Raw genomic sequence first — 19,814 nt, 5'->3', positions numbered from 1 at the left:
GGCCGCCGTCCACGCGAGCGCCGCGGGGGAGACTCCGCGGCGCTCGCGTGTGCGGGGCTCATGTTCCGGTCTGAGCGGCCGGGGCTTGAGCCACGCCCCCCTTGGCCCCATGCTCGGTCAATGACACCCAACCGAGGAGCGCGACGATGGCAACGGTACTGGCCTTCGATGTCTACGGCACCCTGATCGACACCCATGGCGTGGTCACCGAACTGGAGGCACGGCTCAGTGCCGTCGGCAGGGGAGAGCTGGCAGTGGAGTTTTCGCGGCGCTGGCGCGACAAGCAGCTGGAATACAGCTTCAGACGTGGCCTGATGGGCGCCTACGTGCCCTTCGGTCAGTGCACCCGGGAGGCCCTGGAGTTCACCGACCGGTCCCTGCAGACGCGCCTGGCCGACGTCGACAAGGAGCACCTGATGGCGGTCTATGCCCGGCTGCCGGCCTTTGCCGAGACGTCCACCGCCCTCGAGCGTCTGGCCCGGGCCGGCGTGCGCTGCGTGGCCTTCTCCAACGGCACCCGGGAGGCGGTGGAGGGGCTGCTCGATCAGGCCGGCATCCGCGGACATTTCGACGATGTGATCAGCGTCGACGAGGTCAAGCGCTTCAAGCCCGACCCGGCGGTCTATGCGCACCTGCGCCACCGGCTCGAGGTAGCGCCGGGCGACACCTGGCTGATCTCCAGCAACCCCTTCGATGTGATCGGTGCCCGCCACGCTGGCCTGCACGCCGCCTGGGTGCGTCGCAGCCTGGATGCGCCCTTCGACCCCTGGGGCATCGAACCGGACATGACCGTCCCCGACCTCGACGCCCTGGCCGAGCGGCTGGGATAGCGTCTGGGACGGGAGCGTCCAAGGCCAGATATGACAGGCTCCTAGGACACGGGATCGTCGAGGTTCGAACGGCCCCGATGCAGGGTGGCAATCAGCGGGCAGGTGATGGGGCCTTCCCGTTCATGGCAGGCATTCACCAGCTCGCCCAGGGCCTGCTCGATGCGCCGCAGACCGGCGATCTTCTCTTGCACATCCGCCAGCTTGTGCTCGGCCAGGGCACTGGCCTCCTGGCAGTGGGTGCCATCCTCCAGGCGCAGCAGCTCGGCGATCTCGTCCAGACTGAAGCCCAGCCGCTGCGCAGTCTTCACGAAGGTCAGGCGCGCCACCTCGGCGATGCCGTATCGGCGGATGCCGCCGTAGGGCCGTTCCGGCTCTGCCAGCAATCTCCGGCGCTGATAATAGCGGATGGTCTCGACATGGACGCCCGCGGCCTTGGCGAGACCGCCGATGGTCAGGGTGTCCGCTTCGCTGTGCATGGCGCTTGAGTCCGTACTCGGCTACGGAGGTAACCTTATCTCAGTGACGACCGTCACGAAAGGCGAGTCGGCAACGCCGGCTATCTTTCCACCCCGTCAGTCTCATGTACGAATCGGGAGCGACCATGAGGAACCCGAAAACCTTGTTGCGCGTGAGCGTGATCGGCACCGTCCTGGTGGCGCTGTGCTGCTTCACGCCGATCCTGGTGATCCTGCTTGGCACGGTGGGCCTGGCGGGACTCACGGGCTACCTCGACGTCGTGCTACTGCCGGCCTTGGCCTTCTTCATCGGCCTGACCCTCTACGCGGTGTGGCGTAAGAAGCAGTACGACGCCGGTCGTGACAACGGCGCTGTCGAACCAAGGAATTCCCCTTATGAATGACGTCAAGACGCGGCATATCGCCGTGATCGGCAGCGGTGGTGCCGCCATGGCCGCAGCCCTCAAGGCCGCCGAGCGTGGCGCTCGGGTCACCCTGATCGAACGCGGTACACTCGGCGGTACCTGCGTCAACACTGGCTGTGTGCCCTCGAAGATCCTGATTCGCGCCGCGCATATTGCGCATCTGCGCAAGGTGAGCCCCTTCGATTCGAGCCTGAGCGCCCAGGTGCCGCGGGTGAATCGTCCGGCGCTGCTGGCCCAGCAGCAAGCACGGGTGGAAGAACTGCGTGATGCGAAGTACGCGGGAATCCTGCGCGACCATCCGGCCATCACCGTCGTGCACGGCGAGGCCCGGTTCGTCGATGGGCGGACCCTGACCGTTGCCCTCCGCGAAGGCGGCGAACAGGCCGTCCGTTTCGATCGGGCGTTTATCGGCACTGGTGCCCGTCCCGCCTTCCCGCCCCTCCCGGGCCTCGCCGAGACTCCCTACTGGACCTCCACCACGGCACTCGCCAGCGACACCCTTCCCGAGCGGCTGATCGTGATTGGCGCTTCGGTGGTGGCCCTGGAGCTGGCCCAGGCCTTCGCCCGACTGGGCAGCCGGGTCACCCTGCTGGCCCGCAGTCGACTGCTCTCCGGGGAGGATTCGGCAGTGGGCGACGCCGTGGAGGCGGCGTTTCGCCGCGAGGGCATCGAGGTGCTCAAGCAGACCCAGGCGAGACGCGTGGACTACTTCGACAATCTCTTCATCGTCGACACCAACGCCGGGAAATTACGGGCGGATCGACTGCTGGTGGCCACCGGACGGACACCCAACACCGAGGCCTTGAATCTGGCGAGCCTCGGCATGGAAACCGCGCGTGGCGCGATTCGGGTGGATGCGCACCTGCAAACCACGGTGCCGGGCCTCTATGCCGCCGGTGACTGCACCGATCAGCCGCAGTTCGTCTATGTGGCCGCTGCCGGCGGCAGCCGGGCCGGTATCAATATGACCGGGGGCGAGGCCACCCTCGATCTCGGCACCATGCCGGCGGTGATCTTTACCGATCCCCAGGTCGCCACCGTGGGACTGACCGAAGCCGAGGCACTGGAGCAGGGCTTCAGCGTGGAGTCCCGTGTGCTCGATCTGGAGAACGTGCCGCGTGCGCTGGTCAATTTCGACACCCAGGGATTCATCAAGCTGGTGGCCGAACGCGACTCGGGGAGGTTGCTGGGCGTGCAGGCGGTGGCGGGAGACGCCGGGGAACTGATCCAGTCGGCGGTGTTTGCGCTCCGGGCACGCATGACGGTGCAGGCCATCGGCGACGAGCTGTTTCCCTACCTGACCATGGTGGAAGGCCTCAAGCTCTGCGCCCAGACCTTCACCAGGGATGTGACGCAGCTCTCGTGCTGTGCGGGATGAGCGGCAGCGTTCCAGGGCGTAGAACCCTTGCTCTGGTGCCCTGGTACGGCCAGCCATCTGTTCCCGAGGAACCGTGCGGATGCCGCCATGAGTGACAGGGTCATCGACCAGGGGACCAAGGCGTGGGCTGCCCTGGTCGAGGTGGCCTCGTCAGGTCCCGTGACGATACCCGGCGGTGCCGAGTTCCAGGCACAACCCGGCCACGGGCGTCATGGCGGAGTGGTCGGCGTCGGTCAGTCGACCAGCTCGCCCACGGTGGTGGTGCCCCGATCTGCCAGCTGCAGGGGGCGCGCGTCGTCCTGGGTCCACTCGGCCATGGAGCCGTCGTACATGGTCGTGTTCTCCAGGCCGCCAATCTCGCTGAGCTGGAACCAGCCGCTGGCGGCCCAGTGGCCGGTGTTGCAGAAGGCCACGGTGGGGGCCTCGCGGTCCAGCCCCAGGACGTCGATATTGGCGTTCAAGCGCTCCGGCTCCAGGTAGTAGGCGCCGTCGCGCTCCACCAGGGCGCCATCGTGGGGCAGGTTCACCGCACCCGGAATGGTGCCGGGTGCCCGAGTGGCAGGCGATTGGGTCTCGCCGGTGTAGAAGTCGTTCGGCCGGGCATCCACCAGCGGTTCGTCGGCCTCGCGGGCGGCTTCCACCGCTTCGGTGGTGGCCAGCAGCTGCGCCTGCAGCGTGCCCGAGAAGTCGGTCGCCTCGGGGGCGTCCGGCTCGCCGCTGGCAAGCTCGAAGCCCTGCTGATCCCAGCCGGCGAAGCCGCCGTTGAGGATCGTCACCTCGTCGTGGCCCAGCGCCTTGAAGGTCCAGTAGACTCGAGCCGCGCTGCCGAAGTCGGTGGGGCCGGTGCCGCCAGCCACGACCACCACGGTGTCGTCGTTGTCGATGCCCAGGCCGCCGATCAGGTCCTCCAGATCGGCGATGTCCGGCATCAGGCCGGCGATTCCGTCGCGATCCTCACGCCAGCCTGCATCGGTATAGCTGCTGTAGCGGCTGCCGGGAATGCGGGCGGCCTCGAAGGCGTCACGGTCGCCGCCGTCATCGATGCTGGACCGCACGTCCAGCACCACCAGGCCGTCGCTGCCCAGCTGCTCATTCAGCCACTCGGCCTCGACCAGCGGAGAGGGGTGCAGGGCGTGGGCCGGGCCGGCGATGGCCAGGGCGCCGGCGGCCAGGATCAGTCGGGATCTCATGGGGATCCTCCTCGTCGGGGATGGGGCATGACGTCCATGCTGCAATGGTTTGGCGCTCCCTCGCCAAGAAGGCTTTCTGACACATTTAGCGCATTAAGTTATATAAAATCCTTTTTTTATCTCTCGTAACGAGTTTCAGTGGCACCTCAGCCCTGCCAGGCGTGGCCGGCGAAGGCGTCGTCGAGCGCCGGGTGGTTGACGTGGTTGGCGTAGTTGGAGAGCGTCTTCACGGCCAGCGCCAGCACGATCTGCAGCACCTGCTGCTCCTCGAAGCCGGCGTCCAGGAACGCCTGGACGTCATCGCGGGTCGGCATGCCGCGGGTCTCGAACATCACCCGGGTGAAGTCGGCCAGGGCCGCGAGGCGCTCGTCCGGGATCGGCTGCCCGCCGCGGATCGCTTCCAGTACGTCGGCGGGGACCTGGGACATCTTGTCGGCCAGCATGCTGTGGGCGGACATGCAGTAGCCACAGCCGTTGAGCCGGCTGATGGTCAGGAAGACTACCTCCTGCTCGGGCGGTGTGAGCCCGGAGTCCTCGCGGAACAGCGTGTAACCGTGCAGGTAGGTGTCCAGCACGCCCGGGGCCTTGGCCATGCCCTCGTACATGTTGGGCACGAAGCCCAGCTTGGCGTTGGCCTGCTCGAGCAGCGGCTTCGCCTTGGCGTCGGCGTTGTCAAGGGTCTGGGGCGGGAGTTGCATCTGATAGTCGGCGGACATGGTGTATACCTCCTGGGGTGTCGTCTTGTGGGTCGACGTGGGTGCTGCGTGTTGCGCCTTTATGGATCGATCGTTCCATAAAGGGCAATAAAAAAAGGGCATCAGCGTCGCAGGCCGTCGAGGAGCAGTTCCGCTGCCTGGCTGGCCTGTTCGCCATCCGCACCGCTTTTCAACAGGGTCCTGAGCCCTGCCATACCCATCGTCAGGTAGCTGGCCAGCGCAGCGGCATCTCGCTCCGGAGCGATGTCGCCCTCCCGCTGGGCCTGGCGTACCGCCCGGTGGAAGAATCCTGTGATGGCGGCCAGGCTCTGGCGGGCGTGTTGCGACGGCAAGTCGCCGCGCTGACCGAGCTCGCAGGCGGAGTTGAAGATCAGGCAGCCCAGGGCGGCACGCTCGCTGCCGGCTTCCCCGGCCGTCTCGCCGAAGAGGCTATCCAGAAAGGCCATGGCCGAGGGCGCGGTCTCCAGCCAGCGGCCGAGCCGCTTGACCAGCGCCTCGCGGTAGCGTCTCAGGGCCTCGAGGAATAACTGTTCCTTGTTGCCGAAGGCCTGGTAGAGGCTGCTGCGCGAGATGTGCATGGCCTCGAGCAGATCGCGGGTCGAGGCGGCGTCGTAGCCTCGGGCCCAGAAGACCTGCATGGCGGCGCTCGCAGCCTCGTCCGGGCTGAAGGCGATGGGGCGTCCTCGTGTCATGTCGATGAATTTAGTACTGATCAGTCCATAAATCAAGTCCGCGACAGATCGCCCCCGAGTTGCTATCGCTGTAAGGAGCCCGTGCTTACGACGACACAATCACACAGCGCACCCATCACGTGCGCCTCGGCGGAGAGGAGATTCCCAGCATGACCGAGCAGCAATCGCCGACAAGACGCTTCTGGCTGGGTGGTCGACGGGCCGCCGAGCAGGACCGGTTCTTCCGCGAGGCCCTGGAGCCGCTGGGCTGGGAGGCCGGGGATGAGCATGACTGGGACGCCGGCTGGGTCACCGGCATGCCGGATCCCGCCCAGTTTCGGCGGGTCTCGCCGACGCGCCGGCTCAACCACTTTCCGGGGAATGCGGCGCTGACCGTCAAGAGCCGGCTCCACGAGAGTCTCACCACGCTGCGCGAGCGCATCGTGGAGAGCCATGGCGCGGACAGCGAGCTGGCATCGCGGCTGGCGTTCTTTCCGCGTTCCTGGGTGATGCCCCATGACTATCACGCCCTTCAGCACGCCGCCCTGACCCATCCCGAGCAGCGCTGGATCCTCAAGCCCACCAACGCCTCCAAGGGCAAGGGCGTGCGGGTACTGCGCGACGCGGGCGAGGCGCCGCTGGCGCCCGACTGGCTGGTGCAGGAGTACTTGGCGAACCCGCATACCATCCGTGGACACAAGTATGTGCTGCGGCTCTACGTGCTGATCAGCTCGCTGGAGCCGCAGCGGGTCTATCTCTACCGACAGGGCTTCGCCAAGCTGGCCTCGGAACCCTGGGATCCCGATGACGCCGACAATCCCTACAGCCAGCTGACCAACCCGGACATCAACGCCCTCAACGACCGCGCCGAGGTGCCGGTGGAGTTCATCGACCTCGACCGCTATCGGGCCTGGCTGCGCGACCAGGGGCATGACGACGATCGCCTCTTCGCGCGGATCCACGACCTGGTGGCCCTGACGGTGATCTCGGCGGTGGATGCCATGCGAGGCCGTACCGCCGAGATGGGGGCCGACCCGCGTGGCTGCTATGAGCTGCTGGGGCTCGACTGCCTGGTGGATGACACCCTCACGCCCTGGATCCTGGAGTGCAACCTCAGCCCGTCACTGGGCATCTGCGCCGCTCCGGAACATGGTGGGCGGATCGAGGAAGCGGTCAAGGGCGGGTTAGTGCGGGATATGGTCTCCCTGCTGGACATCCCCGGCACCGACGCCGCGCAGCCGGCGGCCGGCGCAGAGCAAACTACGCCCCGCCTGGTCGCCGAGGCCGAGGCGGAGCGGGCACGAGCCGGCGACTTCCTGCGCCTGCTGCCGGCCAGCGAGCCCGACCGCTACCTGCCGTTCTTCTCGTTGCCGACCCTGGCCGACCGGCAGCTGGCCGAGGGCTTGGCGGGCCAGCCCCGGCCGGGGCCGGTGCTGCGGCGCCGTCAGGTGGCGGAACTGCTGGAGGATGACCAGCTGGCGCTCTATGACACCCGAAGCGGGCACTACTACCGGCCCAATGACGCGGCGGCAATGATCTGGCTGTTGGCCACGGAGGGGCTGGACCCCGATGCCATCGTCGAGCAGCTGGCGCAGGCCACCGCCCAGGCGGGGGCATCGCCGGACCTGGCAGCGCTGCGGCGCGATGTCTGGGCCACCCTGGGGGAGTGGTGCCGCGACGGCCTGCTCTGCCAGCGTGGGGAGGTGCCGGACACGCGACCGGGCGAGCCCTCGGCAGCGGCCGAGGCGCCAGCGGGGGTTGCCGAACGGCGCCTCCTGCAGTTGAACCACGACGATCGTCGCTGGGCGCTGGAGATCGCCGGTCCTGCCGCCCTGGCCAGGCTGTCGGCGCTGGTCGGGGAGCGACTCGCGCCGCTGGACGAGGCGTCAGCGATCGGCCTGCCCCGCCTGGCCGTGCTGCGCGAGCCGGCCGGCTATGCCCTGGTGACCGATGACGCCGTCGTGAGATCGCGGCTGTCGCTGACCCAGCTCGCGCCGGCCCTGGTGGCGCACCTGGCTGGCCAGGCCGCGCGGCCCGGTCGGCCGGTGCTCGATGTCGGCTTGCTGGTCACCGCGGAAGGGGACGGCGTGCTCTGCCTGCTGCCCGATGACTCGGCGTACCAGGACAGGCTGCAGCGGTTGACGGCCACGGGCGCCACGCTGACCCGGGGCATACGGCTGCCCCTGTCGGACCCGGACGCGGCCGAACCGCTGGGCCTGCCGTTGACGACGCTCGCCAGCGAGGCACGGCCGGCGCCGCCGGCCAAGGTGGTGATCCGCGCGGTGCTGGTGCCCGCCGACCCGGGCGATGCCCCGGCCACCTCTGGTGTGCTGGACGTCCTGGGTGCCCTGCTGCCGTGCTGTGTCACGGCACCGGGCGAGCCCCTGACGCCCGACGAGGTGGCCGCTCTGGCCGAGTGGGTGGCCCGGCTGGAGCGTCTTGCCGACCATCATCAGGCCGACTGGCTGGCCAGCGGGGTCGAACCCGAGGCCCGTTCTGCCGATCCCGCCATGGCGAGAGAGTAACGGGCGTCGCGTCGTCAATGGCGTAGTTTGTTGCGTTGTACCGAGCAGTCGGCGGTGCCCATTCGTGGGGCGTCGCCAAGGGGAAGCCGGCCCCGTCGAGGAGACTGGCTTCACTGCACGACGGCATGCGCCTGCATGTCGCCATCGCATCGCGAGATGCACCATCGAGGAGGTCATGACCATGACACTGCAAGACGAGAAACGCCTTAGCCTGTTGGGGCGGCTGGGCCGCCGGTTGGGCTACACGACCCCGGCACTGCTGCTGGTCGCCAGCGGTGCGGCCTTCCAGGCGGTGGCCAGCGACACGGCCGCCGAGCCCACCTATACCAGCGGCCAGGAAGCCCCCCTGATGCTCGCCGAGGCCCACTACGCCGAACCGGAAGCTGAAGGCGGTGCCGAGGGCGCCGGTGAAGGCGAAGCAGAAGGAGAGGCTGAGGCCGAAGGTGAGGCTGTAATAGAGAGCGAAGGAGCGGCGGAAGATGAGCCCGAGCATGAGGCTCTAGGAGAGGGCGAGGGTGGAGCCGAAGGCGAGGACGAAGCAGAAGCCGAGGGCGAAGCGGAAGGTGAAGCCGGGAACTGACGCCCCACAGGCGACAGGCTGAAGGCCGGGCCGCGCGCCACGGGCGCCGGTCCGGGCTTCCCCGATGCCTTCGGGCCACCCCACCCAGGAACCTGGAGAACCTGCCATGACACAACCTGTACCCGGACCGCCCCACGCCCTGGAGGGGCTCATCGAAGAGAATCTCCTGGCGCTTTCCCAGCTGAGGGGCCTGCTCGATGAGCTGACGCCCGCTACCTACCGGCAGCCTTTCGGTGCGGACGGCCGTCATACCCTGGGCAAGCACGTTCGCCACATCATCGACCACTATGATGCCCTGCTCGGCGGCCTCGAAGGTGGCGGGGAGCGCATCGACTACGAGCATCGTCGCCGAGACGCGACCTTCGAACAGTGGCCACGCCGGGCCGCGCAGCGGCTCACCTCCATCGAGGCTTCGCTGCTGGCGTTGGGTGATCGTCAACCGCCGGTTTGCCTGACGCTGGGTTACCTCGTGGGTGAGGAGCATCGTGTACTTCCTACCAGCCTCGAGCGTGAACTGGCCTTCCTGACCAGCCATACCATCCACCACATGGCGATCCTCGGCCTGCTGGCCGAACCGGTCGGCGTATCACTACTCGCGTCCTTCGGCGTTCATCCGTCGACCCTGCGCCACTGGCAGCGGGAAGCCGCGCCGGCGCACGTCACGGTGGAGGGAGCCTGATGGCCCTCAAGGGGTTGGTGACATCTCTGCTGGTGCTGATGCTGGCGGCCCCTGCCGTGGCCGAGACCCGCTGGCCCGGTCAGGGATGGCAGGTCCTTCCCGTGTCCTCCAGCTACGGTGCGCTGCTCGAGGCCCTGCGCGAAGCTGTCGAGGCCGAGGGGATGTTCATCGTCACCGAAGCCGGACCCACCGAGGCGGCTGCCCGGCGCGGCGAGTCGATTCCCGGGAACCGCGTGGTGGGTGTCTTTCGCAACGACTATGCCGTGCGCGCCCTGCGCCTGAGTGTCCCGGCCATGATCGAGGCGCCGATCCGTTTCTATGTCACCGAGGACCAGGAGGGCGGCGCCACCCTTGCCTGGAAGACCCCGAGCCATGTCCTGGCGCCTTACCTCGAGGAAGGCGGTGAGGCATTGGTGGAGATCGGCCGTGAACTCGATGCCGTGTTCGACGCCATCGGGCACCGGGCACGGGCCGCCGCGCAGTAGCGAGGCGCCCTACGGCAGTGCCCAAGGAGAACAGCGGATGGCTTCCAAGATTGACCGTCGGCTCCCGGCCACCAGGGACACCCTTGTCGAAGCCGCGCTGATGGTGTTTGCCATGCTGCCCGTGGTGGTATCGGCACTGGTGAGCCTGATCACTGGTGATGGCCATTGGTTCCAACGCTCGGGTGCCTTGATGGTGCTATTCGCGGTGGGTGTTGAGTATCACCGCAAGCACCTGCTCTCCTGTCGTCTCGATATTGGTCGGACGTCGGGGCCGGGTGTCTCGACCCGCATGGCCCGCCTCATCATCCGCTTCTGGCGTGCAGTGCCCTATGCCTGCTATCTCGCCATCGTCATCGGCACCCTGATCTGGAGCTATGGCGACCTGCTGTTCGTATGAGCGAAGTTTCCGCCGCAATACCTGCCCTGGCTTGTAAGGCGTTGCCTGGATCATCGACCAGGGGAAATCCGGGGGCTGGAATGCCCTGACAATGCCTGAATGTACCGCGGAATACCGGGAGGTAAGAGTGAGAAAGGCGCTGAGACTATTGCTACTCAGGGTGTTGCTGGGCGGGTTGCTGCTGGTCTGGGGAGTGAACAAGATCGTCGATGTCGATCACAGCCTGGCCATTGCCGACAACTTCTACGCTGGGGTCCTGTCAAGCGAGGCCCTGCTGCCGTTAGCCGGCGCTGGCCAGATGCTGATCGGCCTGCTGGTGATCATCGGCCTGGCCAGGTTCTGGGTCTATCCCCTACAGCTGCTGCTCAATGGGGGGTCCCTGATTGCCGTCGGTGCTTCGGTGATTGATCCCTGGGGCTGGTTCCTGGAAGGCACCAACGCGCTGTTCTATCCGTCATTGATCATATTCGCCGGCAGCCTGTTGGTGATGGCTTTCCGGGACGAGGACCGGGTTTCCCTGGATGCTTGGCGCAAGCTTCGGCCCGTCTCCTGGGAAACGCGACGCCACTGTGGCTCCTGAGAGACACGGCACCTGACCTCAGGTCAGGTGCCGGCCGCGAGCCTTATGGGCAGGCATGGGCTTCGGCAGTGGCAGAAAAACATAGATGCGACAACCAGCCCGTGGCGTCGACATCGGCATTGTCAACGTCGTCGGATCATGGGTGATTTCCTTACGGAATGGGGATGCTTTTTATTGACATATGGGTGACAGAAAAAATGATAAGTAAATCCACGTCAATGCTGTAATAGGAGGTCCCCTTTTCTGACTGAAGATAGCGACCTCGTTGCGTAGATGAGGTGCAGGATGTGTCGAGCAATATTCGGCCTCGACAAGACAACGCTATCGACAGGAAAGGGGAAACCTCATGGGATCTTTACATCACAACAAGCGTCCCCCCGTCTTGCTGGTGTCGACAGGGGCGGCGGCACTGGTGCTTGCCACGCTGAGCGTGCCGGCCATGGCGCAAGACGCGACCGTAGAGCAGTTGCGGGCGCAGATGCAGGACATGCAGCGCCAGATCGAGCGGCTGGAGCAACAGTCGGCGGACGTGTCACGACAGCCGGCCGATGCCGTCACCGGAGGGGATACGCCACGCAGCTTCAAGCTTCCCGGCTCCGATACCTCGGTACAGATAGGCGGCTACGTCAAGCTGGATGCGATCTACGATCTCGATCAGGACCTCGGCGATTCGCTGTTCGTCGAGGGCGTCGATACCTCGGCGGATTCCAGCAATAACTCGTTCCGCGCCCATGCCCGTCAGTCGCGGCTGTTTATCAAGTCCTCGACGCCAACGGCGATGGGGCCGGCGACCACGCACCTCGAAGGGGATTTCTTCGGTGGTGGCGGTAATGAGGTCTTCTCCAATTCGCGTGGCTTCCGTCTGCGGCATGCCTATGGTGAGTGGGCCGGCCTGCTGGCGGGCCAGACCTGGTCCAACTTCATGCACTTCACCGCTTACCCCAGCACCGTCGATTTCGACGGTCCGGTCGGCGTCAGCTTTCTGCGCCAGGCCCAGGTTCGCTATACCCTGCCGGTAGGCAACGGAGCCCTGTCGTTCTCCGCCGAGAACCCGGAAGCGACCGGGTTTGAAGGGTCACGCGACTCAGCACCGGATGTCACCGCCCGCTATCACTGGAGCGGCGACACTGCCGGGTTCGAGACCGCGGCGGTGCTCAGACGGCTGAAGGTGGATGACGACAACGTCAATGACTCCGCCACCGGCTATGGCCTGATGCTGGCCGGTAATGTGGGGGTGGGGCCGGATACCACCCTGATGGCCGGGGCCATCTATGGCGATGGGATCGGGCGTTATTTGTATACGGCGAGCGGGGCGAATGATGGATCGAGCGGAATCGGCGAAGCCTTCGTCGATGCCACCGGCAGCCTGGAGACCATCGAGGCCTACGGCTTCAATGCCGCCGTTGCCCAGCAGTGGACCGACAGGTTCAGCTCGAGCCTCTCCTATGGGCAGGTCCGGGGTGACAGGCCCGGCGACCTGTTCCCCGACTCCACTCGCAAGCTGGAGAGTATTCACTTCAGCCACTTCTACCAGGTGTCCGCGCCGGTGACGCTGGGGTTTGAAGTGTCCCATGCCCGCAAGGAGGAACAGAGCCGAGCGTCCAATGACAACACCCGCCTGCAGTTCTCGGCGCAGTACAGCTTCTGATGCGGAAGGGCGCCAGCGGCTGACCCGGGGCAGGGCCTTCCTGCCTCCTATGGCGGGCTGTCCTGCTGATCGAAATCGAAACGGTATTGGACCCGGTGCAGCAGCTCAAATTGCCGGTTGCACTGGGTGCAGGCGCCGCACATCGAGAGGTGGAAACGCAGCGAGAGCCGTTCCGGCCATGTCAGCGGCCGGTCCAGGCGCTGTGACATCAGTTCGGTGGCGCGTCGACACATGATCATGTAGTTGCCTCCTTCAGCCAGCCCTTTTCGATACAGCTACGCAGACGCAGGCGGGCGCGGTGCAGAATGACCCAGCAATTGTTTTCCTTGATCCCCAGCTCGCGGCAGATATCCTCGGTGGAGAGTCCCATCAGTTCGCGCAGCGAAAAGACCCGGGCGACGTTGTCCGGCAGGGCGATCATGCAGGCGTCGAACACCTGCCAGAAGTGCTCATTCTCGAAGGCCGCTTCCGGTTCGCCCCAGCTGGCCGGGCGTGCCTCTACCCGCCAGCGTCCGTTCTGCTGGAACTGGCGGTCCAGGGCCTCGTCATCGGTCTCATCCTCGAGAGGCTGCCATTTACCCTGGCGCTTCTGGGCACGCATGCTGTCGAGGATCTTGTATTTCAGAATACCGAACACCCAGGTCTCATAGCCGGAGCGCCCCGAGAAGCTGGCGTCCTTCTCGATCGCGGCCTCCAGCGCATCCTGCACGGCGTCCTCGGCCTGGGCGCTGTCGCGCAGGTGCAGCCGGGCGAAGGAGACCAGCCTCGGCCGGACGGCTGCAAGGCGCTGCATGCGATCGTCTTGCGTTTGTTCTGTCACGTTACGGCACCCTTTGTAGACTGGTTCTGGTCATTCAGCATGGTAGCGATGTCCCGGACAGGCCAGCCGCCACCCAGTTCTGTAAGGCGGCGCTGCGTCTGGGTCATGACGCGCTCGCTGCAATACTCAGCCGAGGGCTGGGGCCATGAGCGGGCTCCTGATTGGCTGTTTGCCGTTTAGTCGTGATGCGGTGCGCAATCTTACGCTCATTGTGGCGGATCCCCCCTCGATTCGCTCTCAACCCTGTGTCGCGTGAGGGGCCGTAAGGCTGGCCTGATCTCCACGACCAATCAGTATCACCCCATGCCCCCATGGTGGCCGAGCCGTTGCCGTTGTCGCTTCTTTTGCACACTGCCGTGTCGGGCGCCCCGTTGATCCGCGTGACAGGAGGCACCCTCATGAGACCTTGGCCCTACCTGCCGTTGGCCCTGACGCTACTGCTGTCGCCGCTGGCATCCGCGCTGGCAGGGCCACCCGCCGAGCGCCCCCCTTCGGTTCCCCTGGCCTATTCGCTGGAGGCCTTTCGCGACGAGATCAGAGCCGGTGGGCCGGGCAAGGACGGCATCCCCTCCATCGACCGGCCATATTTTCAGCCTGCCGACCAGGCCAGCCTGGCCCCCGGTGATCGGGTGGTCGGGGTCTACCTCAACGGGGTGGTGAGGGCCTATCCGCAGCGGATCCTGGTCTGGCACGAGATCGTCAACGACGAACTGGGCGGTGAGGCGGTGAGTATTACCTACTGCCCCTTGACCGGCACGGCGCTGGGTTTCAAGCGTGGCAGTACCGAGCTGGGCGTCTCGGGGCGGCTGGTCAACAGCAATCTGATCATGTACGACCGGGCCACCGACAGCGAGTGGCCGCAGATCCTGGGCGTGGCCATCGACGGCCCGCTGGAGGGCCACGGGCTGGAGGAGTTTCGGGTGGTCTGGACCACCTGGGAGCGCTGGCAGGCGCGCTATCCCGACAGCGAGGTGCTGACCGAGCAGACCGGCTTCGTGCGCAACTATCAGCGCGATCCCTACGGCAGCTACAACCCCCTGTCTGGCTACTATCGACCCGACAGCGGCCGGCTCTTTCCAGTGATGCACCGGGACGATCGCCTTGCCCCCAAGACGGAAATCCTCGGGTTTCGCACGCGCCACGGTGCCGCGGCGGTGACTCCCGAGGCGCTGGAGGCCGACGGGGTGGTCGAGCTGGCGCTGGGCGATAGCCACTACAGTGTGGTGCACGACCCGGCGCTGGCCACCGGCTGGGTGTTCCACAACCCCGATCGCCTGGCCATCGATCAGCAGAGCCTGAGCTTCGGCCCCGCCGGGGTCAGCGGCGCAGGCATGGATAGCCTGGAGGCGGTCAACGCCTTCGCGGCGATGTGGTTTGCCTGGGCGGCCTTCTACCCCGACGCCGTCCTCTTCGAGGGGGGGCCATGAGCGCACTGGCGCAACTGCTGGTTACGCTGCTTCGCGCGCCGCGTCAGGTGACCCTGATGCTCCTGACCGCGCTGGCCTATGCGGGGCTCTACCTATGGCTGACCGGGGACCTGGCTGGGGGCGGCCAGGGCGGCATTGATGCGCGCTTCCCGGCCTGGCAGCGGCTCTTCGAGGCGCGCAGTGCCTTTCAGTTCGAGCCCGTCGGCTTGATCACCCTGGGAGCGTTGGTCTGGACCTTCAGTCCGCTCAACCTGCTGCTGGCGTTGCTCCTGGGCCTGCTGGTGGGGCTTAACCTGATTGCAGGCTGGCGGCTGTGGCGGGCGCCGCGCGCCTGTGGGCTGAAGCGCTCCGGCAGCTCCGGAACCGGCCTGCTGGCGGCGATTCCCGCCCTGCTGGCCGGCGGGGCCTGCTGTGCGCCGCTGGTGCTGATCTGGCTGGGCCTGCCGATTGCTGGCGCCGTGGCCAGCCTGTCGCCGCTGTTGATTCCCCTGGCGGTTCTGCTGCTGCTGGTCGGACTGTGGGGGATGGCGCGGCGGCTCGAGGTTGCTGAGGGCGGCCAGCTGGACGATGCTGAACACTCACGCCGATAAGGAGGCAGTACCATGTTCGAGATTCGAAAGCCGCTGGCGATGCTGACGATTGCTGGACTGCTAGTCGCGGGCCAGGCGCTCGCTGGCTCGGGGATCGAGCGCCTGACCAGCGATCACTCGATCGATGAGGTCGACCAGCGGCTGCGCGCGGCACTCGAGGCGCGTGGCATGACCCTCGTCACGGTGGTGGACCATGCCGCCAATGCGGAGAGTGTCGAGCTGTCACTTCCCCCGACGCGAACCTTCGTGTTCGGCAACCCACAGGTGGGTACGCCGATGATGCAGTGCCAGGGCAGTGTGGCCCTCGACCTGCCCCAGAAGCTGCTGATTCGCCAGACCGACGAAGGGACACTGCTGGAGTGGAATCATCCCGACTATCTGGCCCAGCGACACGACCTGAGCGACTGCGACCTGCCGCTCGATGACGTGGCCGAGGCACTGGCGGGCATCGCCGCCGAGGCGGCAGGTCCGTAGCGCGTCAGAGAATCGGTAACTCGCCAGCGAATGGTGTATTGAGATATGCGCCCGGCCGCTACCGGGCGCTGTTGCTGCCGTTGCCTTTCCCGTTTCTTCTCCGGTGATGGAGGCCGCTGTGCTCGGTGGGAGTCTCGGCGTCGAATCGCCGGGCGGTCTTGTGCAGCAGCGTGAATTGACGGTCGCACTCCCGACAGGCCTGGCACATCGAAAGGTGCAAGCGCAACGCAAGCCGTTCCTGAAAAGTGAGCGGCCGATCCTGCTTCAGGGACATCAGTCGGGTGGCTTCTTTGCACATCAGCATGGCAGGGTCTCCCCGAGCCAACGGCTTTCGATGCAGGCTCTCAGTTTGAGCCGCGCGCGGTGAAGCAGCACGGCGCAGTGGTTTTCCCTGATTCCGACCACCCGACAGACCTCCTGCGTCGATAGCCCCATCAGTTCGCGAAGTGAAAAGACCCGTGCCAGGTTATCGGATAGGTGAAGCATACAGGCGTCGAAGATCTGCCAGAAATGCTCATTCTCGTACACAAGGTCCGGCTTTCCCCAGTCGCTGGGTTGGGCCGATATCTCCCAGCGGCCGCTTTGCTGAAACTGGTGGGCGATGGCGTCATCTTCCAGAGATTGCCAGAATCCGAAGCGTTTCTGAGCTTGTATGGCATCGAGGATCTTGTACTTGAGAATACCGAAGACCCAGGTCTCATAGCCGGAACGACCGGAAAACGAGCTGCCCTTTTCATAGGCGGAAAGCATGGCCTCCTGAACGGTATCTTCTGCCAGCGTTTTATCAATCAGGTGCAGCCGGGTAAACGATAACAGGCGAGGGCGGACTGCCGACAGTCGCTCTAGGTGGGTGGGTGATTCGGACGATTCGGCCATGTCGCTGCCGTATTTCGAGCGTCTCACGTCTGTCATCACATGCATGCTCCAGGACAAGGGTCAGTGGCGTGGCAATATACAGATAACATTTCCGTTGCCAGTGTGTACCTTCGTTAGGTCGCGATAGATACGGCGACCTTACACCAGAATGAAGAGTATTTTTCGATAATTACTTTTTAAAAAAGCAACCTTTTTTTCGGTTAAATAGAGTAAGGAAACACCTCCGATTTCTACCAATTCACAGGACTTACGATCCGTGATCCTGATAATGTAAAAGGTAAAGGCGCTTGTCGCTCGCCCCGCGCTTTCCGGGTGGGTCGTCCTGCAAGAGCCGTGAGGAGGTGTGTCATGATGTTCCAGAGAAAAGTGATGGCTGTCATTACTGCCGTGGCGCTCATGGGTGGGCTGTTTCAGGTCTCATCGGTCCTGGCCAGTGCGCCAACCCCGCTTGTGGAGGGGCGCAGTGAGTATCGCCGCATAGACAGCGTTCATCGGTATGTCCTCGATGTCGATTCAAGGACGCGACTACAGGTGGAAAGTCGCGTGTGGGCCGGTACCAGCCCGAATACCGTCAGCCTGAGGGCAGTACTGTTCGATGATGAACATAAGCGAGTTGCTGAAGGTCGGAACAGGAGAGGCCTATTCGTGCTCGAGGAGCTGCTCGAAGCCGGCCGCTATACCCTGGAGGTTCGTGGTCGACACCTGGGTGGCAAGCAGGAGTCTTCGAATCACTACTACTTGACCGTACGGATGGACTGAGCTCGGCAGCCAGCTGGCATTCGGTTCGCCAGGCGGTATGAGTGTGGATCACGTCAGGACTTCACAGTACCGGCACAGGAAGATTGGAATGCAGGAAGGTTGGAAAGCAGGAAGACTGGAAATCGAGAAGGCAGGAATGAAACGAGGAGAGCGCTAAGCAGGCCTGGTGGTGTCACACCGGTGGTCACGGGAGGAACGCGCATGTCCAGGATGTTGGAAAGCTGCGGTTACCGGCTGAGCTGCTGGCTCACTCATCAGCGACCCTGGCATCAGGCCGAAGTCCGCGTCGAACCAGGCGTGCTCTCCTGCCTCGAGCCTGGCGATGTGCTGTTGGTGGAGGGGTCTTCCCGGTTGAGCACGGTGATCAAGTACCTGACCCAGTCCTCCTGGTCTCACGCCGCCCTCTTCGTGGGTCAGGATGCTGCTCGGCGTGCTGGCGGTTGCGAGGGGGACTGCTTCGTCGAGGCGGATCTTGCCGAGGGCGTCCGGCTGGTGGGGTACGACGAATTCTTCGGAGTCCCGCTGCGCATCTGCCGCCCCGTGGGTCTGGGCCCCGAGGCGACCGCGGCGCTGATTCAGTTCGCCTGCCAGCGAGTGGGGCACCGCTATGACCTGCGCAATATCTTCGATCTGGCACGCTACCTGCTGCCGCTGCCGCCGGTTCCGACACCCTGGCGCCGGCGGATGCTGGAACTGGGCAGCGGGGATCCCACCCGAGCGATCTGCTCGACCCTGATCGCCCAGACCTTCCAGTCGGTACGCTACCCGATCCAGCCCATCGAGGAGTGGCGCCGAGATGAGCAGCGTTGTGTCGGATGCCGGCGGCGGGTCCTGCGGCGTCGCCATCACAGCCTGTTCACCCCCCGGGATTTCGATCTTTCGCCCTACTTCCAGATCATCAAGCCGGCGTTGCTGGGCGATTTTGACCCGCATCGCCTGCGCTGGGACGACTCAGCGGAGCCCCTCTCAGTGGCCTGAGAGGCTCAAGGGCGGGGCGAGCGCAGCCAGCGCCGCAGGTCTTCCGGGCGGTCGACGTCCCAGACGGTGGCGGGACAGGCCAGGCGCCAGCCCAGCGCCGCGATCCGTTGGTGCGTCTCGGCCATCACGCTCCCGGTGCCCCAGAGGATGTCGTCGAAAATTCGTGGGTCGGGATGACGAACGCCGAGCAGCGCATAGCCCCCGTCCTCGGCGGGCAGGCAGACGGCGTCGTGATCCTCGAGGGCCTCGGCGCAGGTGCCGAGCAGCGCCGGGGTGAGCACCGGGCAGTCGCTGCCGATGATCATGGCGGGCCCGTCTGCCTGCGCCAGGGCGTGATGCATGCGCTCTCCAAGGTCGCCCTCCAGCTGGGGGCGCAGGGTGACGCCGTGGCGCTCGGCCAGTGCGAGAAACAGCGGGTGGGCGTGGTCCAGTGCCGTCCACAGCGTGATCCGCTCGGGCGGAAGGGCGGCGCAGGCCACCTCCAGGGTATGGCCCAGCAGTTGGGCATGAACGCGGGCGGCCCCCTCGGGCCCCAGTGCCGGAATCAGGCGGGTCTTGGCCCGCCCCGGGATCGGCGCCTTGGCCAGGATAGCCAGCGCCACTTCATCGTGCAGCCGCTCAGCGCACATGGCGATACTCCCGGGCCAGGCGGTCCGGTGATTCGCCTCGCCAGTAACGCCAGCGCAGCCGCCACATCAGGCGCACCGTCGCCCAGGCCCCGTGCTGCTCCCAGCGCCGGCCGCTGCTCACCACCTTCTGGCGCAGGCAGGCCGGCGGTGAGAGGCGCTTCAGTCGACGCGACATCTCGATGTCCTCCATCAGGGGCTGGTCGGGGAAACCACCGACTGCCTCGAACGCCGCGCGCGTCATGAACAGCGCCTGGTCGCCGGTGGCGATGCCGGTCAGGCGGGAGCGCAGGTTCATGGCGGTGGCGATGATCGGCAGCAGGCGGTTCGTCCCTTCCAGGCAGACGTCGAAGTGTCCCCAGCAGCGCCTGTCCGACAGGGCTCTGGCGATGCGACGGTCGGCGTCCTGGGGCAGGCGGGTATCGGCGTGCAGGAAGAGCAGCGCCTGGCCGCTGGCCGCGGCGGCTCCCAGGTTCATCTGACGCGCGCGGCCGCGGGGGGCCTCGACCATCCGGGTGCAGAGCGGGGCGGCCAGGGTGGCGGTGGCGTCCCGGCTGCCTCCGTCGACCACGATCACCTCCAGCCCCCGCGACATCAGCGGCTGAAGAGCGGTGAGCGTGGTCTTGAGGGTGGAGGCCTCATCCAGCACGGGCATGATGAGGCTGAGCAGTGGCGCTGTCATCCGGATCTCTCGCGTCTCTCTTT

25 protein-coding genes are annotated in these 19,814 nt (G+C 65.8%); 15 read left to right on the top strand and 10 right to left on the bottom strand.

The window, feature by feature from the left end:
• Positions 1-146: 146 nt before the first annotated feature.
• Positions 147-830 (top strand): haloacid dehalogenase type II, encoded by a 684-nt coding sequence (locus ACM26W_RS15055; RefSeq protein ID WP_416137786.1) that lies wholly within the window; start codon positions 147-149, stop codon positions 828-830.
• A 41-nt stretch (positions 831-871) separates the two neighbouring features.
• Here ACM26W_RS15055 and merR read toward each other — a convergent pair whose 3' ends face one another.
• The gene (gene merR, locus ACM26W_RS15050) at positions 872-1,306 is read right to left on the bottom strand and encodes an Hg(II)-responsive transcriptional regulator (RefSeq protein ID WP_416137785.1); all 435 of its coding nucleotides are present in this window, start codon (positions 1,304-1,306) and stop codon (positions 872-874) included.
• A gap of 125 nt (positions 1,307-1,431) precedes the next feature.
• On the opposite strand from merR, the gene merF reads away from it, so the two are divergent.
• Entirely contained in the window at positions 1,432-1,689 is a 258-nt protein-coding gene (gene merF, locus ACM26W_RS15045) for a mercury resistance system transport protein MerF (protein WP_416137784.1), read from the top strand.
• Entirely contained in the window at positions 1,682-3,088 is a 1,407-nt protein-coding gene (gene merA, locus ACM26W_RS15040) for a mercury(II) reductase (protein ID WP_416137783.1), read from the top strand. The genes merF and merA overlap by 8 nt, the downstream gene beginning before the upstream one ends.
• A gap of 233 nt (positions 3,089-3,321) precedes the next feature.
• On the opposite strand, the gene ACM26W_RS15035 is transcribed toward merA, so the two are convergent.
• The 3 genes from ACM26W_RS15035 to ACM26W_RS15025 form a co-directional block, all read right to left on the bottom strand.
• On the bottom strand, positions 3,322-4,278 hold the full coding sequence (locus tag ACM26W_RS15035; protein ID WP_416137782.1) for a sulfurtransferase: 957 nt from the start codon (positions 4,276-4,278) through the stop codon (positions 3,322-3,324).
• Between the two features lie 146 nt (positions 4,279-4,424).
• On the bottom strand, positions 4,425-4,994 hold the full coding sequence (locus ACM26W_RS15030) for a carboxymuconolactone decarboxylase family protein (protein WP_416137781.1): 570 nt from the start codon (positions 4,992-4,994) through the stop codon (positions 4,425-4,427).
• Between the two features lie 101 nt (positions 4,995-5,095).
• Positions 5,096-5,686, bottom strand: coding sequence for a TetR/AcrR family transcriptional regulator (locus tag ACM26W_RS15025; protein WP_416137780.1), 591 nt, complete (start codon positions 5,684-5,686; stop codon positions 5,096-5,098).
• Between the two features lie 149 nt (positions 5,687-5,835).
• On the opposite strand from ACM26W_RS15025, the gene ACM26W_RS15020 reads away from it, so the two are divergent.
• The 7 genes from ACM26W_RS15020 (at position 5,836) to ACM26W_RS14990 (ending at position 12,559) form a co-directional block, all read left to right on the top strand.
• The gene (locus tag ACM26W_RS15020) at positions 5,836-8,190 is read left to right on the top strand and encodes a PqqD family peptide modification chaperone (protein WP_416137779.1); all 2,355 of its coding nucleotides are present in this window, start codon (positions 5,836-5,838) and stop codon (positions 8,188-8,190) included.
• 181 nt (positions 8,191-8,371) lie between these two features.
• Complete coding sequence (locus ACM26W_RS15015) at positions 8,372-8,770, top strand: hypothetical protein (protein WP_416137778.1); 399 nt, start codon at positions 8,372-8,374, stop codon at positions 8,768-8,770.
• A 106-nt stretch (positions 8,771-8,876) separates the two neighbouring features.
• Positions 8,877-9,449 carry a DinB family protein gene (locus ACM26W_RS15010; protein ID WP_416137777.1) on the top strand — a complete coding sequence of 191 codons (573 nt, stop codon included), beginning with the start codon at positions 8,877-8,879 and terminating at the stop codon, positions 9,447-9,449.
• Entirely contained in the window at positions 9,449-9,934 is a 486-nt protein-coding gene (locus tag ACM26W_RS15005; RefSeq protein WP_416137776.1) for a DUF302 domain-containing protein, read from the top strand. The genes ACM26W_RS15010 and ACM26W_RS15005 overlap by 1 nt, the downstream gene beginning before the upstream one ends.
• A gap of 37 nt (positions 9,935-9,971) precedes the next feature.
• Positions 9,972-10,331, top strand: a complete 360-nt coding sequence (locus tag ACM26W_RS15000; protein WP_416137775.1) for a hypothetical protein — start codon at positions 9,972-9,974, stop codon at positions 10,329-10,331.
• A gap of 127 nt (positions 10,332-10,458) precedes the next feature.
• A complete protein-coding gene (locus ACM26W_RS14995; RefSeq protein ID WP_416137774.1) occupies positions 10,459-10,911 on the top strand; it encodes a DoxX family membrane protein in 453 nt (150 codons plus the stop codon).
• 388 nt (positions 10,912-11,299) lie between these two features.
• The gene (locus tag ACM26W_RS14990) at positions 11,300-12,559 is read left to right on the top strand and encodes a DcaP family trimeric outer membrane transporter (protein ID WP_416140905.1); all 1,260 of its coding nucleotides are present in this window, start codon (positions 11,300-11,302) and stop codon (positions 12,557-12,559) included.
• A 47-nt stretch (positions 12,560-12,606) separates the two neighbouring features.
• Here ACM26W_RS14990 and ACM26W_RS14985 read toward each other — a convergent pair whose 3' ends face one another.
• Entirely contained in the window at positions 12,607-12,798 is a 192-nt protein-coding gene (locus ACM26W_RS14985) for a zf-HC2 domain-containing protein (RefSeq protein ID WP_416137773.1), read from the bottom strand.
• Positions 12,795-13,352, bottom strand: coding sequence for a sigma-70 family RNA polymerase sigma factor (locus ACM26W_RS14980; RefSeq protein ID WP_416137772.1), 558 nt, complete (start codon positions 13,350-13,352; stop codon positions 12,795-12,797). Before ACM26W_RS14980 ends, ACM26W_RS14985 begins: the two co-directional genes overlap by 4 nt.
• 425 nt (positions 13,353-13,777) lie before the next feature.
• Between ACM26W_RS14980 and ACM26W_RS14975 the strand changes: the two genes are divergently transcribed.
• Genes ACM26W_RS14975 through ACM26W_RS14965 form a run of 3 tightly spaced genes read left to right on the top strand, consistent with a single transcriptional unit; the run spans position 13,778 to position 15,870 of the window.
• Complete coding sequence (locus tag ACM26W_RS14975; RefSeq protein ID WP_416137771.1) at positions 13,778-14,806, top strand: DUF3179 domain-containing protein; 1,029 nt, start codon at positions 13,778-13,780, stop codon at positions 14,804-14,806.
• Entirely contained in the window at positions 14,803-15,396 is a 594-nt protein-coding gene (locus tag ACM26W_RS14970; protein WP_416137770.1) for a hypothetical protein, read from the top strand. The genes ACM26W_RS14975 and ACM26W_RS14970 overlap by 4 nt, the downstream gene beginning before the upstream one ends.
• Before the next feature lie 12 nt (positions 15,397-15,408).
• Entirely contained in the window at positions 15,409-15,870 is a 462-nt protein-coding gene (locus ACM26W_RS14965; RefSeq protein WP_416137769.1) for a DUF302 domain-containing protein, read from the top strand.
• Positions 15,871-15,928: 58 nt separating this feature from the next.
• Here the strand turns inward: ACM26W_RS14965 and ACM26W_RS14960 are convergent, their stop codons facing one another.
• Both ACM26W_RS14960 and ACM26W_RS14955 read right to left on the bottom strand, forming a co-directional pair.
• Entirely contained in the window at positions 15,929-16,174 is a 246-nt protein-coding gene (locus tag ACM26W_RS14960) for a zf-HC2 domain-containing protein (RefSeq protein ID WP_416137768.1), read from the bottom strand.
• On the bottom strand, positions 16,168-16,782 hold the full coding sequence (locus ACM26W_RS14955; protein ID WP_416137767.1) for a sigma-70 family RNA polymerase sigma factor: 615 nt from the start codon (positions 16,780-16,782) through the stop codon (positions 16,168-16,170). The genes ACM26W_RS14960 and ACM26W_RS14955 overlap by 7 nt, the downstream gene beginning before the upstream one ends.
• Positions 16,783-17,094: 312 nt before the next feature.
• On the opposite strand from ACM26W_RS14955, the gene ACM26W_RS14950 reads away from it, so the two are divergent.
• Positions 17,095-17,505, top strand: coding sequence for a hypothetical protein (locus tag ACM26W_RS14950; protein ID WP_416137766.1), 411 nt, complete (start codon positions 17,095-17,097; stop codon positions 17,503-17,505).
• A 201-nt stretch (positions 17,506-17,706) separates the two neighbouring features.
• Positions 17,707-18,483, top strand: a complete 777-nt coding sequence (locus ACM26W_RS14945) for a YiiX/YebB-like N1pC/P60 family cysteine hydrolase (protein ID WP_416137765.1) — start codon at positions 17,707-17,709, stop codon at positions 18,481-18,483.
• 5 nt (positions 18,484-18,488) lie between these two features.
• Here the strand turns inward: ACM26W_RS14945 and ACM26W_RS14940 are convergent, their stop codons facing one another.
• A complete protein-coding gene (locus tag ACM26W_RS14940) occupies positions 18,489-19,112 on the bottom strand; it encodes a TIGR04282 family arsenosugar biosynthesis glycosyltransferase (RefSeq protein ID WP_416137764.1) in 624 nt (207 codons plus the stop codon).
• The gene (locus ACM26W_RS14935; RefSeq protein ID WP_416137763.1) at positions 19,102-19,791 is read right to left on the bottom strand and encodes a TIGR04283 family arsenosugar biosynthesis glycosyltransferase; all 690 of its coding nucleotides are present in this window, start codon (positions 19,789-19,791) and stop codon (positions 19,102-19,104) included. Before ACM26W_RS14935 ends, ACM26W_RS14940 begins: the two co-directional genes overlap by 11 nt.
• Between the last annotated feature and the right edge of the window lie 23 nt (positions 19,792-19,814).

Source organism: Halomonas sp. HK25 (assembly GCF_047795635.1).
GTDB lineage: Bacteria > Pseudomonadota > Gammaproteobacteria > Pseudomonadales > Halomonadaceae > Halomonas.
This window is presented reverse-complemented; position numbering and strand designations above follow the sequence as displayed.